Origin of the sequence: Microbulbifer harenosus (assembly GCF_005771435.1) — a bacterium.
In the GTDB taxonomy this organism is placed as follows: domain Bacteria; phylum Pseudomonadota; class Gammaproteobacteria; order Pseudomonadales; family Cellvibrionaceae; genus Microbulbifer; species Microbulbifer harenosus.
On the sequence record NZ_VANI01000004.1, the window covers coordinates 52,114 to 67,370 of the forward strand.

A 15,257-nucleotide genomic window follows, 5' to 3' on the forward strand; every position below is an offset into this window, starting at 1 on the left:
CAGGTTTTCACAACCGCGCTCTACGGTCATTGCGCCAGTACCAAATCCACAATTCCTTACCCTGCCAAATAGCCCGGCAACCAGGTAGCCAGTGAAGGCCAAACTGCCAGCAGGCACAGCACCAGCAGCTGGATAGCGATAAACGGCACCACCCCGCGGTAGATGGCGCTGGTGGCGACTTCCGCCGGTGCCACGCCGCGCAAATAGAACAGCGCAAAGCCGAATGGCGGCGTCAGGAATGACGTTTGCAGGTTCAGTGCAATCATCACGCCAAGCCATACCGGGTCGAGCCCCATGGCCAGCAGCACCGGGCCGACGATAGGCACAACTACGAAGGTGATCTCGATAAAGTCGAGGATGAAACCCAGCAGGAAGATTACCAGCATCACCAGCAGGGTGGCGCCGATGACACCGCCGGGCAGGTTTTCGAAGAAGTGAGTGACGACTTCCTCGCCGCCAAAGCCGCGGAACACCAGGGAAAACAGCGAGGCGCCTATGAGTATCGCGAATACCATGGCGGTGACCTGCAGGGTGCTCTGCCCCACTTCCCCCGCGCGCGCCCAGTTCAGCGCGCCGCGGCTCCAGGCGAGTACACCCGCGCCAAGTGCGCCGACGGCGGCGGCCTCCGTGGGCGTGGCGGCGCCGGTGATGATGGAGCCGAGCACCAGCAGCATCAGCGCAATGGGCGGGAACAGGCTTTTCAGGGTTTCCGCCAGGTCCACCTGTTCATGCTGACCCTGTACCGTGGCCGGTTCGCGCCGGGCGATGAACAGCAGGTAGAGGATGTAGGTGGCCACCAGCAGCAGGCCGGGAATGATCGCCCCCACGAACAAGTCGCCCACACTCACCGGTTTTGGGTTGAATATCCCCTGGGACAACTGTGCCTGCTGGTAGGCGTTGGACAGGGTATCGCCGAGCAAAACCAGGGCGATGGACGGTGGGATGATCTGGCCGAGGGTGCCGGTGGCACAGATGGTGCCAGTGGCGAGCTTCGGCGAGTAACCGCGGTTCAGCATGGTGGGCAGGGACATCAGGCCCATGGTCACCACCGTGGCGCCGACAATACCGGTGCTGGCCGCGAGCAGCGTGCCCACCACCACCACCGACACCGCCATGCCGGCGGGGATGCCGGAAAACACCCGCGCCAGATTGACCAGCAGTTCCTCGGCGATGCGCGCCCGCTCCAGCATTACGCCCATCAGCACGAACAGCGGCACCGCCATCAGGGTGCCGTTCTGCATGATGCCGTAGAGGCGGTCGGGGAAGGCGCGCAGCAGTTCCGCGTCGAACACCCCGGCGACAATGCCGAGGCCCGCGGTCAGCAGTGCGGTGCCGCCCAGGGTAAACGCCACCGGGTAGCCCAGCATCAGCGCGCCACACACCACGATGAACATCAGCAATGGAATCAGTTCCATCATGCGCCAGCCTCCCCGGCAGCTTCCCGCATCGTTCCAGCGGCTTCCCGCACCAGAGCGCGGGGTTGTTCCTTCACCTGAGTCGGCGCGACCGCGGCGTGCTGGCGCGCGGCCTCGGCTTCCACCTGCATCAGGGTATTGAGGGCGCGGGCGAACTGGCTAAGGCCCTGCAGCGCCAGGGCGGCGGCGGCCAGCGGAATCAGGCTTTTCAGCAGGTACACGCCGCCGAGGCCGTCGGCACTGTTGCTGGTTTCGTGCACCGCCCAGCTGTTGGCGGCAAAATACCAGCCGCCCACGGCAATAAATGCGCACAGCGGCAACAGGAAGATCAGGCAGCCCACCGCGTCTACCCAGGCTTTGCCGCGGGCCGACAGCGTGCGATAGATGACATCCACCCGCACGTGGGCACCGGCCTGCAGCGCATAGGCCAGGCCGAGCATGAAGGCGGCGCCGTGCAGATACGTGACGGCGTCCTGCAGGGCGAGCGAGCCGCCGTCAAACCCGTAGCGCAGCGCCACCACCAGGCTCTGGATCAGAACCATGGCCAGGGTCAGCCAGCCCAGCAGGCGGCCGCAGGCGCCGGCAAAGCGATCGAGGCCATTGGCGGCGCGCAACAGAAACGTCATGGGAAGTCTCTCAAATCATCTTTATTGTTCTGTTATCCAGGGGGGAGAGCGTAACCGCTGGTCAGGAATCGCGCCAGCACCGGGGGTGGACCACAGGGTTGGGTGGGGTCGGTTGCAGAGGTGTGGGACTGTAATCTGTTTGTAACGTTTCATTCATAGAATCGTCACCAGCCCGACATAACATGCGCCGCGTATAGAGATTTTGGCCAATTTGGCGACCACTTCTGGAGAAAGCAATGAACAACCGTTCTGCGAGCAAAAAAGTTCTGGCCTCGGCCCTGGCGGCCCTGTCCATCGCGGCATCCAACGCCGCCCTGGCGGCGCGTGACCACATTAGCATTGTCGGCTCGTCCACCGTCTACCCGTTTACCACCGTGGTGGCCGAGCGCTTCAGCCGCGCCACCCAGTTCAAAACCCCGGTGGTGGAATCCACGGGCACCGGCGGCGGCATGAAGCTGTTCTGCCAGGGCGTGGGCGAGAATACCGCCGATATCACCGGTGCCTCCCGTCGCATCAAGCAGTCCGAGCTGGAAATGTGTAACGGCAACGGCGTGGACGTGGTGGAAGTACAGATCGGTTACGACGGCATCGTGCTGGCCAACGCCAAAAGCGACCAGCGCTTTGAGCTGTCCCGCAAGGATATCTTCCTGGCGCTGGCCAAAGACGTGCCCAACCCGGACGGTTCCGAGACCCTGGTGGCCAACCCCTACAAAACCTGGAAAGACGTGAACCCGGCACTGCCCGCACACAAAATCGAAGTGCTTGGCCCGCCCCCCACTTCCGGTACCCGCGACGCCTTCGCCGAGCTGGCGATGGAAGGTGGCTGCCAGCAGTTCCCCTGGGTCGCCGCCAAGGAGAAATCCGACAAGAACGCCTACAAGGCAATCTGCCACAACATCCGTGAAGACGGCGCCTATGTGGAAGCCGGCGAGAACGACAACCTGATCGTGAACAAGCTGGCGGCCAATCCGAATGCCCTGGGCATCTTCGGTTTCAGCTTCCTCGACCAGAACGCGGACAAGGTACAGGGCTCGCTGATCGAAGGCCGGGAACCGACCTTCGACTCCATCGCCGACCAGAGCTATCCGGTTTCCCGCCCGCTGTTCATCTACGTGAAAAAAGCCCACGTGGACGTGGTGCCCGGCATCAAGCAGTTCTTGGCAGAATTCACCAACGAGCGCGCCTGGGGTGAAGACGGATATCTGGCGGACAAGGGTATGATCCCGCTGCACGACAGCAAGCGCCAGCAGGTGGCCACCGATGTGCGCAAGCTGAACGCCCTGACCAACCTCGCCGTCAAATAATCTGGCAGCAACGAGGTAGATGGAATTGCCGGCCAGGCTCCCGTTTCTGCAAACAGGGAGTCTGGCCGTTTCCATATAAATTGCCGACACAAGACCGGATAATGGCCGGCAAAACCGACAACCGAGCGATTCGATGCAGACTCCCACTCTCTTCGCCCTGCTGTTGCTGCTGATTCTGGTGGCCTATGGCACCGGCTTCAGCCGCGCCATCGGCGCCGCCCGCAGTCGCGGCGGTATTCGCAGCCTGGCCTCCCTGCCCAGTTATTACGGCGTGCACACCGCGCTCTGGTGCGGGCTGCCGGCGCTGGTCATCCTTGGCGTGTGGCTGGCGTTCGACGATGCCATCATCCGCGCGCTGGTGCTGGGCGGTGTCGCTGACCGGCCCGAGACCCTGTCCGGGCAGAACCTGCTGTACGCGCAGATCCAGAACCTCGCCGCCGGCAGTCTCGTGGGCGAGTCCACGCCGCAACTCGCCGCCGCCGCCGCGCACCTGAACAGCCTGCGCCAGAGCGGTCAGTGGCTGCAGACCGCGCTGATTCTGATTCTGGCCGTCGGCCTTGGTGCCTACGCGCTGATGCGGGTGACCCCGGAATTGCGCGCGCGGGAAAAGGTGGAAAAGGTACTGCGGGTCATCCTGTTGATGTGCGCCTGTGCCGCTATCTTTACCACCGTCGGCATCCTGATGTCGGTGCTGTTTGAATCCCTGCGCTTTTTCCAGGCGGTGCCAGTGACCGAATTCCTGTTCGGCCTGCACTGGAGCCCGCAGATGGCGATGCGCGCCGACCAGGTGGGTTCCAGCGGTGCCTTCGGCGCGGTGCCGCTGTTTACCGGTACGCTAATGGTGTCCGCCATCGCCATGTTTGTGGCGGTGCCGGTGGGCCTGATGTCGGCGATCTACCTCGCCGAGTACGCCAGCAACCGCGTGCGCGCCTTTGCCAAACCGCTGATCGAGATCCTCGCCGGTGTGCCCACGGTGGTGTACGGCTTTTTCGCCGCGCTGACTGTGGCGCCGTTTATTCGCGACCTCGCCCAGTCCGTCGGGCTCGAGGCGTCGAGCGAGAGTGCGCTGGCCGCCGGCCTGGTGATGGGGGTGATGATCATCCCGTTCATCTCCTCCCTCTCCGATGACGTGATCAACGCGGTGCCCCAGTCCCTGCGCGACGGCGCCCTCGGCCTCGGCTCCACCAAATCCGAAACCGTGCGCAAGGTGGTGATTCCGGCGGCCCTGCCCGGCATTGTCGGCGGCGTGTTGCTGGCGGTATCCCGCGCGATCGGCGAGACCATGATCGTGGTGATGGCCGCGGGCCTCGCCGCCAATCTCACCGCCAATCCGCTGGAATCCGTTACCACCGTCACCGTGCAGATCGTGACCCTGCTGGTGGGCGACCAGGAATTTGACAGCCCGAAAACCCTCGCGGCATTTGCGCTCGGTCTGATGCTGTTTATCAGCACGCTGATTCTGAACTTTATTGCCCTGCACGTCGTGAAAAAATACCGGGAACAGTATGACTGATCTGACCCAAACCAACCTGACACAGAAACAGGTGCGCGAGCGCATCGCTGCAAGGCTTGCCAGTCGCCATCGCAAGGAAAAAATATTCCGCGGTTTCGGTATCGCGAGTATTGCCTTTGGTGTGCTGGCAGTGCTGGTGCTGTTTACCGACATCATCAGCAAGGGCAGCAGCGCTTTCGTACAGTCGCAGATCCAGCTGCAGGTGAATTACGATCCGGCGGAGCTGGGCATCGACAAGGTGGACCAGGAGAGTCTCGCCTGGGCGAATTTCGACGGTGTGATCCGCAATGCCCTGCGCGAGCGCTTTCCCGATGTGACCGGGCGATCCGAAAAACGCGAGCTGTATTCGCTGGTTTCCAGCGGTGCCGGCTTCGACCTGCGCGAGCGCCTGCAGAACAACCCGGAACTGCTGGGGCAGAGCGAAACCGTATGGGTCAACGCGGACGACGATGTCGACACCTACGTGAAGAGCCTGTCGAAGAGCAAGGACGGCTTCCTCGGTCGCACCTCCGAACAGAAGGCGGTGTGGATCAACGCGCTGCGCGATTCCGGTGAACTGAAAAAGCGCTTCAACAAAACCTTTTTCACCAACGGCGATTCCCGCGAGCCGGAGCAGGCGGGTATCCGCGCGGCCCTGGTGGGCTCGCTGTTTACCCTGCTGGTGACCCTGGTGCTGTCCTTCCCCATCGGTGTGGCGGCGGCGATCTATCTCGAGGAGTTTGCCCCGAAAAACCGCTGGACCGACCTGATCGAGGTGAACATCAACAACCTCGCCGCGGTACCGTCCATCGTGTTCGGTCTGTTGGGTCTCGCCATCTTCATCAACTTCTTCGAACTGCCGCGCTCGGCGCCGCTGGTGGGCGGCCTGGTGCTGACGCTGATGACGCTGCCCACCATCATCATTTCCAGCCGCGCATCGCTCAAATCGGTGCCCCCGTCGATCCGCGAGGCGGCCATGGGTATGGGCGCCTCGCGCATGCAGGTGGTATTGCACCACGTACTGCCGCTGGCGATGCCCGGCATGCTGACCGGCGCCATCATCGGTATGGCGCAGGCGCTGGGTGAAACCGCGCCGCTGCTGATGATCGGTATGGTGGCGTTTATTGTCGATGTGCCCCACGGCATAACCGACCCGTCCACGGTTTTGCCGGTGCAGATTTTCCTGTGGGCCGACAGCCCGGAGCGCGCATTTGTGGAGCGCACCTCCGCCGCCATCATGGTGTTGCTGGCGGTGCTGATCACCATGAACACCTGCGCAGTGTGGCTGCGCAAGAAACTTGAGCGCCGCTGGTGAAGCGAAAGCGCGTAAGATAGCGAGCGAGAACAAGCCATGAGTACCATGACCCTGAATGCGGGCCCGGCAGCAGCCGTGGGCGACTCAACCGCGGAGCAGAATTTAGTGAACACCAAAGCGGACATCAAAACCGTCGGCAGCCCCTTCTGTGACGACGCCAAGCTGCGTATGCGCAACGTCAATGTGTTTTACGGCGAGACCCAGGCGATTCACGATGTGAGCCTGGATATCGGTCGCAACCAGGTGGTGGCGATGATCGGCCCGTCCGGCTGTGGCAAATCCACCTTTCTGCGCTGCCTGAACCGCATGAACGACACCATTGAGGGCTGTCGTGTGGAGGGCGAGCTGAGCCTCGACGGCGACCCCATTTACGGCGCGAAGGTGGACGTGGTACCGCTGCGCGCGCGCGTCGGCATGGTGTTCCAGAAGCCGAACCCCTTTCCCAAGTCCATTTACGACAATGTCGCCTACGGTCCTAAGATCCACGGCATCGCCAGCCGCCGCGCGGAACTGGATGAAATCGTCGAGAACAGCCTGCGCCGCGCGGGTCTGTGGAACGAGGTGAAAGACCGCCTGGACAAACCCGGCACCGGCCTCTCCGGCGGTCAGCAGCAGCGCCTGTGTATCGCCCGCGCGATTGCGGTGAGCCCGGAAGTGATTCTGATGGACGAGCCCTGCTCCGCACTCGACCCGATCGCCACCGCGCGTATCGAGGAGCTGATTGACGAGCTGCGCGAGAACTACACCATCGCCATCGTCACCCACTCCATGCAGCAGGCCGCACGGGTAAGTCAGCGCACTGCCTACTTCCACCTCGGCAAGCTGGTGGAAGTGAACGATACCGAGACCGTGTTCACCAATCCCGAGCACGAACTCACCGAAGCCTACATCACCGGCCGTTTCGGCTAAGGTTGGGGGGAGCCCACAGAGAATATGGACATGCATTTCGATCAACACATCTCCCGCCAGTTCAACGAGGATCTCGAGAGCCTCAAGACGGAAATGCTGGAAATGGGTGGCCTTGTCGCCCGCCAGGTGGCGGACGCGGTAGATGCTCTCGCCAACGCCGACAGCGAGCTGGCGGAAAAGGTGCTGCAGGTGGAAGAGGAAATCGACCGCTGCGAAATGGAGCTGGACGAGCACGCCACCCTGATCATCGCCAAACGCCAGCCGGCGGCGTCCGACCTGCGCATGGTGATGTCGGTGATCCGCATCGCCCGCGACCTGGAGCGCATGGGCGATGAAGCCAGCAAGATCGCGAAAATGGCCATTGCGCTCACCGACGAGGGCACCGCGCCGCGCGGCTACACCGAGATCCGTCACATCGCCAACGCCGTGCGCAAGATGATGAACGACGCCCTCGACGCCTACACCCGCTTCGATGTGGAGTCCGCGCTGAAGACGCTGGCGGAAGACGAGCAGGTGGACATGGATTACCGCAGCGCGATCCGCGAGCTGGTCACCTATATGATGGAGGACCCGCGCAGTATTTCGCGGGTGATGAACGTGTTGTGGACCCTGCGCTCACTGGAGCGAATCGGTGATCACGCCAAGAATATTTGTGAGCAGGTGGTGTATCTGGTAAAGGGCGCGGATATCCGCCACGGCAACAAGAAAAATCTGCGCTGAGAGTGCGTTGAACCGGGCATCGGCTTTTCCGCTTTCCGGATCGAGAAATCGGAATCTGCACAATCGCATCGGAAATAATTTTACAAAAGGCCGCTACTGCGGCCTTTTGTATTCGTAACAATCCTAATCGAGAATTGCCTACCCCCGTTTTTCCGGAATTGGTATAACCAAAACCCCTTCAGCGTATTCAGCATCGGTTCAGATGCCACCTCGCAAAATGCGCGGGCTTCTGTAATTTCGCTTGTAGCCAGATTACGGGATACACGTGACAGTTGAGACGTTAGTCACATTTAACGTTTATCGTTGCGCTGAGTTTTTCCTTTGCTTAGAATCCGCGCCGCATTTGCCCGGAAGGGCAAACAGCGGGTACGGGTACGAAAGTACTGATTCAAACGTACAGATGTAATTTAAACAGGGAACACTTCCATGAAGTTCAAGTTTGCAGCACTTCCTCTCATGCTGGTTTCTGCCATTGCTTCCGCAGAACAGTACAACTCCTTCACCGACGCTGATTACACGTCAGCAGATTACGGCAATTTCGATGTCGATACCCTGCGCGTTCAGTCGCAGTACTACTTCGGTGCCCTGAATACCCTGGGTCCGCGCAAAGAATTCAATTACATTCTGCCGGTGAGCAACATCTACGGTGGTTTCAGCTACATCGATGCAGAAGGCAATGACACCGACACACTGAACATTGGTGGCGAATACTATACCGGTCAGTGGAAACTGTTTGGTGAGCTTGAGGACAATGATTTCTCCACCAACTACAGCGCCGGTGTGGGCTTCCTGTTCACTCCGAATTTCCTCGCGGAAGTAGAAGCGGTGAAACCGGAAGATGAAGACACCGTCCTGTTCGCCCGCGCCAAATACAACCACCAGCTGAGCGGCACCGACTACATTGGTTTTACCGCCGAAGTGGATGATGAGTTCGATTACCGCAGTGTGTCTTCCAAGTACTTCACCGCTCTGTCCGGCGGTCAGTACCTGACTGCAGGTGTTACCCTGACAGACAATGCGGGTGAAGACCTGTTCTGGGGTGGTGAAGTAGAGTTCTACTTCAACGAAAACACCTCCATCGGTGGTGGCTACGCAGAAAACGACTCCTATTTCGTGGATGCTACCCACTTCTTCAACCGCAATGTTGCGGCTAAGGTGGGCTACGCCTCCAACCGCGATTTTGACGAGTTGGATATTTTCAGCATCGGTGTAACCGTTCAGCTGTAATTTTCCCTAAAACCTTCGGTGCTGGCTGCTATTGGCTATCGCCGAAGGTTGTCGCTTTGACATTCGTTTCCTCCCACCTCTCAAACCCTTCCTGTAATAGCGTGTAATTTCGCAACTATTGTGCGCTGCGACACACTTGCATAGAATCCCGCCGCCTTATCCAACAACGAAACAATCAAAGGGGATTTGAATGAAAGGCTTGGGTCTGGGAACACTATTTGCGTTATCCATCTTCGCGGCCAGTAATAGTGCAGCGCAGGAGAACACCTGGTATTTGAAGTTTGGTGTTGCATCAACAGATCCAGATGCTGGTGAAGTAGAAGAGCTTCTCGAAGACGAATTCGGAACCACCAAAAAATTTGATAATGCCACCGGGTTTAATTTCACCTTGGGGTATCAACTGACGCCGTTTATCGCCGTAGAAGGCAGCTATCTTGATTGGGGTGATTCCAAGCTGCGAGATAGCGGTTCCTACGGGGATTTGTATTATGACGGCATTGAAGTGCAGCTGTCTGGTACAACAACGCTTTCCGGATCAACGAAATCGCTAGGCGCTGTGCTGTCTACCGATGTCAATCGCCCGTTTTCTTTCGGCGTGAAAGGTGGTATCCACTTTTGGGAAAATGAAGCGCGAATCCAGTTGGACGAAACCTTCAGGTTCTATGATTCCTACGGCAATATATTGGCAGAGGAATTCTCGGCAGACGAGTCCGCGAGTGTTGACGGCGACGATGGTTACTACGGAATCATTGGTACCTATCGGACAGCTGGCTGGATGGTCAGTCTGGACCACACCATTTACAAATCCGAGGATGTCGATCCCAGCACTACTACCCTGTCACTTGGCATCCAGTTCTGATTTGCCGTTCGTTACCCGCTTATATTCCGTAGCGGGCTTAGCAAAAACGCCACCGTTCTGGTGGCGTTTTTTGTTTCCGCTTTAGCCGTTACTGCCCAGCGCCTGCACCCGCGCCTGTGCCTTGGTGCCGATATCACCGCTGTCCTGGGCGGCAATCTGGTACTGGCTCAGGGCGCTCTTGGTATTGCCCTGTTGCTCGTACACCTGCCCCAGGTAATAGTGTGCGTGCGGTGTGGCGAGATACTGGGTTGAGCGCTGCAGGTCGCGTTCCGCAGCCGTGTAGTTTTTCAGCTGTGCGTTGAGCATGCCGCGCATCAGCCAGTTGGAAAACAGCGTCGGATTTTTCTGTACGGCGGTTTCGTAGGAGGCAAGCGCGTCCTGATATTGTTTTTTCTGCGCCAGCAGATCCCCTTCCAGCGCGTAGAAAGACGCCTCTTTCGGCTGCAGTTTCTGCGCCTGGCGGGTAAGAGTCAGTGCGCGGTCGTACTCCTTTTTCTGCACCGCGGCCACGGCGTCGTCGTAGTGCTTGTACGCAGCCGCGTCTTTCTTGAGTTGTGCTATGGCCTTCTGGTATTGGCTGCGGTTAGTGGTGCCGGTCGCCAGTTTCTTGGCGTGCTCGACGTTGGCATTCACTCGCGACTGCGACGGTGGGTGGCTTGCGAACAATGCATCCAGGCCGCCGGACTGGCTGCCCTTGGACAGCTCGACGAACTTCTGCTGCAGGCGCACCGCGCCCTGCGGATCGTAGCCGGCGGCGGCCATGTACTTCATGCCGTAACGGTCTGACTCCAGCTCGTTGTCGCGTCCATACTTGGCGATATAGGCGGAACCGCCGAACTGGCTGCCGAGCGAAACCAGATCGCCGTAACCGGTGTTCTGGGTAGTAGCGCCGAGGATGGCAATGCCGGCGCCGAGAATCTGCTGCTGCGACATGGCGGCGGCGGAGTGACGCGCGGCGGCGTGCACGATTTCGTGGCCGAGCACCGCGGCGAGCTCCGCCTCATCCTCCAGCAGCACCAGCAGGCCGCGGTTTACCGCGATCTTGCCGCCCGGCAGCGCCCAGGCGTTTGGCACGGAGTTGTTCAGTACTACGAATTCGTAGGGTAGCTGCGGCTGGTCGGAGACCTTGGCCAGCTTGTGGCCTACGCTGCTGACATAGGCCTGCAGCGCCGGGTCGACCAGGTATTCACCGCCCTGGGTCTGCTGGGCCTTGGGGTACTGTTCAACCCCCAGCGCCACCTCCTGGCTCTGGGACATCAGCGACAGTTCCTTCTTGCCAGTCACCGGGTTGACCGCGCAGCCAACGATTCCGGCAGTTACGGAGGCCGCGACAGCGGTGGCCAGCAGCCGTTTTGCGATTGAGCGACGAATCATGGATCACTCCCTGTATAATGCTCGGTCTTTTAATATGGCCCTGCGGGCCGGGTTCAAGGTTGAATATTGTACACAGTCCGGGGAGCGAGGTTATGTCGAGCGCACTGCAGATTATCGAATTATTTGCCGGTACCAATCCCGATGGCGAGCCGGTAGTGGAGCGGCTGCAGGTGCGGGTCAACGACGACGACAGCGTGCAGCTGGTACGCTCCCCCGCGTTCATCAAGGGCATCGCCAGCGGCGACACCATCAAGATCAACCGCCAGGACCCGGAAAAACCGGGATTCGACCTGGTAAAACGCTCCGGCAACCTGGCGATACGGGTCTTTTGCCGCGAGGACAGCGCCAAGCTCTCGGATCAGCTGAGCCCGCAGATCGAAAAGCTCGGCGGCGAGTTGGATCTTGAGAGCCCGCGCCTGCTGGTGTTCAGCATTCACGTGAGCTGCGGTTTCGAGGAAATCGAGAAAATCCTCAACAGCGTGTGCGACGGCGCCAACAGTGTCTGGTATTACGGCAATGTCTACGATCCGGTGGATGGGCAGACGCCGCTCAATTGGTGGCAAGACATCCTAAAACCGGAATAAAACCGACCCCCATACCAATACCGTCATTCCGGCGTAGGCCGGAATCCAGGACTCCGACCCCTGGATCTCGGCCTGCGCCGGGATGACGAAGTCCACAAGTAGTTGAACCGTTATGCTGATCGTCATCTCCCCCGCAAAAACCCTGGATTACGAGAGTGAGATTCCCGCACTGGACACCACCCAGCCGGATTTCCTCAAGGACTCCGCCCTGCTGATCAAAGAACTCAAGTCTCTGAGTCCGCAGGACATCTCCGCGCTGATGAAAATCTCCGACAAGCTGGGGCTGCTCAACTACGACCGCTTCCACAGCTGGAAGCGCCCGTTCACCGATGCCAATGCGCGCCCGGCACTGCTGGCGTTCAAAGGCGATGTGTACACCGGGCTCGGAGCCGAGACCATGAACAAGCGCGATTTCGACTTTGCGCAGAAACACCTGCGTATGCTCTCCGGCCTCTACGGTCTGCTGCGCCCACTGGACCTGATGCAGCCCTATCGCCTGGAGATGGGCACAAAGTTCGCGAACAGCCGCGGCAAAAACCTGTACGAATTCTGGGATGACAAGATCACTGCCGCACTCAACGAACAGCTCAAGGCGCTGAAGAGCCGTGAGCTGGTGAATCTCGCGTCCACGGAATACTTCAAATCCATACAGCCGAAAAACCTGCAGGCAGACATCGTCACCCCGCATTTCAGGGATTGGAAAAACGGGCAATACAAGATGATCAGCTTCTTTGCCAAGAAAGCCCGCGGCATGATGAGCCGCTGGGCCATCGACAACCGGGTAAAGAAAGCCGAGCAACTCAAAGACTTCGACGTTGCCGGCTACTATTTCAGTGCGGAGCACTCCAGAGGTAACGACTGGGTGTTCCTGCGCGACGAGCAGCCAGTGTGACAATGACGGACAAGCAACTGCCAGATGCGCCCTCCACCGGGCGCAACCGCGAGCCGATCTTCGAACAGTTGCAGCGCCTGCTAAAGCGCAGCCGCCGGGTGCTGGAAATTGGCAGCGGCACCGGTCAGCATGCGGTGTACTTTGCCCCGCGACTGCCGCACCTGGTATGGCAAACCTCGGAGCGCGCGCAGAACCTGCACGAGGTGCAGGCGTGGCTCGCCAATAGCCCCGCAGACAACTTGCCGCCGCCGCTGCCGCTGGATGTCACTGGTGAATGGCCGGAGCTGCGTGTGGATGCGGTATTCACCGCGAATACCCTGCACATCATGCCGGCCAGTGCGGTGGAGACCTTCTTCGCGCGTCTGCCGCAGGTTCTGCAGCCCGGCGGCCAGCTGGTCGTCTACGGCCCGGTGAAAATCGCCGGAGAATATATCGGCCCTGGCAACGCCGGCTTCGATGAACAGTTGCAAGAGCAGGACCCGCTGCGGGGGATTCGCGATCTCGAGTGGCTGGACCGGCTCGCTGAAGCACAGGGGCTCAGCAGAACCGAAAACAATTTCCTGCCCGCCAACAACCAGCTGCTGGTGTGGCGGTTGATCAGATAACGCGCTTTGTAGGAGCCTGCTTGCAGGCGAAAATTTCCGGGCTCCGGACTATTCGCCTGCAAGCAGGCTCCTACAGGCAGAGTCATCGACAAGTACAAGGACCCTTTACTATGCCCCCATGGTTTGAAACCACCCTCGCCATCTTCGCCGGCATTGCCGCAGTATTCTTCTTTGCCAAATACCGCGAGACCGCCGCGGCCCTGCACGAATCCGAGCGCATGAAGCACAAACTGTCCAAAGACCTGGACCGCTACCGCGATGTACCGCAACTGCGCGCCCTGCGCGACAGCCTCACCGGCGGGCGCAGCCTGCCAGTGGATGACGAGGGGCGCGAGCATCTGCTGATCCGCGACAGTGAGCGCAAGCTGGTACACATAGCTCTCACAAAGTCCGCCACCCGGCTTTCGGCAGACGGTACCGCGCACTATCGCATCGACGGCGAAGAGCGGAGTTTGCAGGAGTTGGATTAATCCAGCGCTCCTTCCCACGGCTTCCCACACTATCGAGCTTGCCTGCTTCCCGCCGGGTGCGAGCCCACGCCCGGCGCCCCATACCCTCCGGTGTCCCCAGACTCAAAATGAATAAAGTTCTCAGTCTCAATGAGAAGTTTGTCACAAAATAACCCGGAAGAGCTATTGTCGCGCCAAGTGGTTAGGGCTATTTTGGCGCCGCCAATAATTCTGACTAATGGCGTGTACAAAAATTATTCTGACTGATACGAACAAAGGATCTGGTTGTTTATGTGGGCCAAGAACCAAATTGCCGGCATTGTTGCGGCAGGGGCTATTCTGGGGGCGGCACCGGTAGCCGCAGAAGTATTTTCCGGTCGCGGTAGCGCCATGGCTGGCGCCGGCGTCGCCGGTGGCGACTACACCTACAGTGCGCTGATCAACCCGGCGACCCTGACCAATTTCAAAGAAAATGACGATTTCGCGCTCAATATAGATGTGGGGGCAGTCGCCAACGACGAGAATGAGTTCTTCGATACCAGCGAGGATCTGAGCGATTTTCTCGACGACATTGACGGTTTGACCGCCACCCAGGACGATGCGAATTACATTCTCGCGCAACTGGAAATGCTGGATCAGGGGCGGCTGACCGTGGATGCCGGTGCCCAGCTGACCATTGCCGTTCCCAACAGCCTGGCATCCGGCCTGCTGTTTGTTCGCCAGTCCGCCTTCGTGGCGACGGAGATCCGGCTGGCGGATTCTGACGTGGAGCTGCTGGAAAACTTCGGTGAGCAGATTTTCGACGAAAGTGACCTGCAAACCGCAGCCGGCGCGTTTGGTTACTCCCTGCAGGAAATCGGCTTTGCCGCCGCCCGCCAATTCACTTTCGGGGGTTATCAGGTTTCTCTCGGCGCAACGCCGAAATACCAGCGGGTTGAAACCATCGAGTACCTCGAAACGATCGCGGACTTTGACAGCGACGACTTCGACGCCGATGACTACATGCTTGAGCACAGCAATTTCAATATCGACTTCGGCGCGACCATCAACTGGGGCGAATTGCAGGGCGGTGTATCCCTGCGCAATGCCATTGCCCAGGACTACGACACCATACAGGGTGGGGTAAAAATCCAGCTGGAACCGCAACTGACCGCGGGCCTTGGTTATACCGGTGAAGTATTTACCCTGTTGGCGGATCTGGACCTGAATTCCATCGAGGCGTTCGAAAGTGCCGGTGAAGTACAGATCGCGCGTGTGGGTATGGAAGCGGACCTGTTTGACTGGGCCCAGCTGCGTGTTGGTTACCGCCACGACCTGAAAGACACCTACGATGGCGCGCTGACAGCGGGTATCGGCTTCTCGCCGTTTGACGTGGTGCAGTTCCACCTGTCCGCGATCAAATCCTCCGACGACACCTACGGCGCAGCTCTGCAGTTTGGTCTGGATCTGTAAGATTCGCCGGTAGCCTGTGCAAGGGGCCTGCGGG

15 protein-coding genes are annotated in these 15,257 nt (G+C 59.7%); 12 read left to right on the forward strand and 3 right to left on the reverse strand.

Features of this window, described 5'->3' with window-relative positions:
* Positions 1 to 56 precede the first annotated feature (56 nt).
* Positions 57 to 1,418: a TRAP transporter large permease gene (locus tag FDY93_RS02485; RefSeq protein WP_138234176.1), complete on the reverse strand. Its 1,362-nt coding sequence runs from the start codon at positions 1,416 to 1,418 to the stop codon at positions 57 to 59.
* Positions 1,415 to 2,041, reverse strand: coding sequence for a TRAP transporter small permease subunit (locus tag FDY93_RS02490; RefSeq protein WP_138234177.1), 627 nt, complete (start codon positions 2,039 to 2,041; stop codon positions 1,415 to 1,417). Before FDY93_RS02490 ends, FDY93_RS02485 begins: the two co-directional genes overlap by 4 nt.
* Positions 2,042 to 2,277: 236 nt before the next feature.
* Here FDY93_RS02490 and FDY93_RS02495 point away from each other — a divergent pair, with 236 nt between their 5' ends.
* The 7 genes from FDY93_RS02495 (at position 2,278) to FDY93_RS02525 (ending at position 9,867) form a co-directional block, all read left to right on the forward strand.
* A complete protein-coding gene (locus FDY93_RS02495; protein ID WP_171018871.1) occupies positions 2,278 to 3,345 on the forward strand; it encodes a PstS family phosphate ABC transporter substrate-binding protein in 1,068 nt (355 codons plus the stop codon).
* A 133-nt stretch (positions 3,346 to 3,478) separates the two neighbouring features.
* A complete protein-coding gene (pstC, locus tag FDY93_RS02500; protein ID WP_138234178.1) occupies positions 3,479 to 4,858 on the forward strand; it encodes a phosphate ABC transporter permease subunit PstC in 1,380 nt (459 codons plus the stop codon).
* A gap of 1 nt (position 4,859) precedes the next feature.
* On the forward strand, positions 4,860 to 6,152 hold the full coding sequence (gene pstA / locus FDY93_RS02505; RefSeq protein WP_371808108.1) for a phosphate ABC transporter permease PstA: 1,293 nt from the start codon (positions 4,860 to 4,862) through the stop codon (positions 6,150 to 6,152).
* A 168-nt stretch (positions 6,153 to 6,320) separates the two neighbouring features.
* The gene (gene pstB / locus FDY93_RS02510; RefSeq protein WP_240914381.1) at positions 6,321 to 7,061 is read left to right on the forward strand and encodes a phosphate ABC transporter ATP-binding protein PstB; all 741 of its coding nucleotides are present in this window, start codon (positions 6,321 to 6,323) and stop codon (positions 7,059 to 7,061) included.
* Positions 7,062 to 7,085: 24 nt separating this feature from the next.
* Positions 7,086 to 7,781, forward strand: a complete 696-nt coding sequence (gene phoU / locus FDY93_RS02515; protein WP_138234181.1) for a phosphate signaling complex protein PhoU — start codon at positions 7,086 to 7,088, stop codon at positions 7,779 to 7,781.
* A gap of 426 nt (positions 7,782 to 8,207) precedes the next feature.
* Entirely contained in the window at positions 8,208 to 9,008 is an 801-nt protein-coding gene (locus FDY93_RS02520; RefSeq protein WP_138234182.1) for a putative porin, read from the forward strand.
* Positions 9,009 to 9,198: 190 nt separating this feature from the next.
* A complete protein-coding gene (locus FDY93_RS02525) occupies positions 9,199 to 9,867 on the forward strand; it encodes an outer membrane beta-barrel protein (RefSeq protein ID WP_138234183.1) in 669 nt (222 codons plus the stop codon).
* 81 nt (positions 9,868 to 9,948) lie between these two features.
* Here the strand turns inward: FDY93_RS02525 and FDY93_RS02530 are convergent, their stop codons facing one another.
* Positions 9,949 to 11,241: a M48 family metalloprotease gene (locus FDY93_RS02530; protein ID WP_138234184.1), complete on the reverse strand. Its 1,293-nt coding sequence runs from the start codon at positions 11,239 to 11,241 to the stop codon at positions 9,949 to 9,951.
* Between the two features lie 92 nt (positions 11,242 to 11,333).
* Here FDY93_RS02530 and FDY93_RS02535 point away from each other — a divergent pair, with 92 nt between their 5' ends.
* The 5 genes from FDY93_RS02535 (at position 11,334) to traF (ending at position 15,223) form a co-directional block, all read left to right on the forward strand.
* Positions 11,334 to 11,825, forward strand: a complete 492-nt coding sequence (locus FDY93_RS02535; protein WP_138234185.1) for a DUF4265 domain-containing protein — start codon at positions 11,334 to 11,336, stop codon at positions 11,823 to 11,825.
* A 112-nt stretch (positions 11,826 to 11,937) separates the two neighbouring features.
* On the forward strand, positions 11,938 to 12,717 hold the full coding sequence (gene yaaA, locus FDY93_RS02540) for a peroxide stress protein YaaA (RefSeq protein WP_138234186.1): 780 nt from the start codon (positions 11,938 to 11,940) through the stop codon (positions 12,715 to 12,717).
* A 2-nt stretch (positions 12,718 to 12,719) separates the two neighbouring features.
* The gene (locus tag FDY93_RS02545; RefSeq protein ID WP_138234187.1) at positions 12,720 to 13,322 is read left to right on the forward strand and encodes a DUF938 domain-containing protein; all 603 of its coding nucleotides are present in this window, start codon (positions 12,720 to 12,722) and stop codon (positions 13,320 to 13,322) included.
* 110 nt (positions 13,323 to 13,432) lie between these two features.
* Positions 13,433 to 13,792, forward strand: coding sequence for a hypothetical protein (locus FDY93_RS02550; RefSeq protein WP_138234188.1), 360 nt, complete (start codon positions 13,433 to 13,435; stop codon positions 13,790 to 13,792).
* Between the two features lie 270 nt (positions 13,793 to 14,062).
* Complete coding sequence (gene traF, locus FDY93_RS02555; RefSeq protein WP_138234189.1) at positions 14,063 to 15,223, forward strand: conjugal transfer protein TraF; 1,161 nt, start codon at positions 14,063 to 14,065, stop codon at positions 15,221 to 15,223.
* The last annotated feature ends 34 nt before the right edge of the window (positions 15,224 to 15,257 follow it).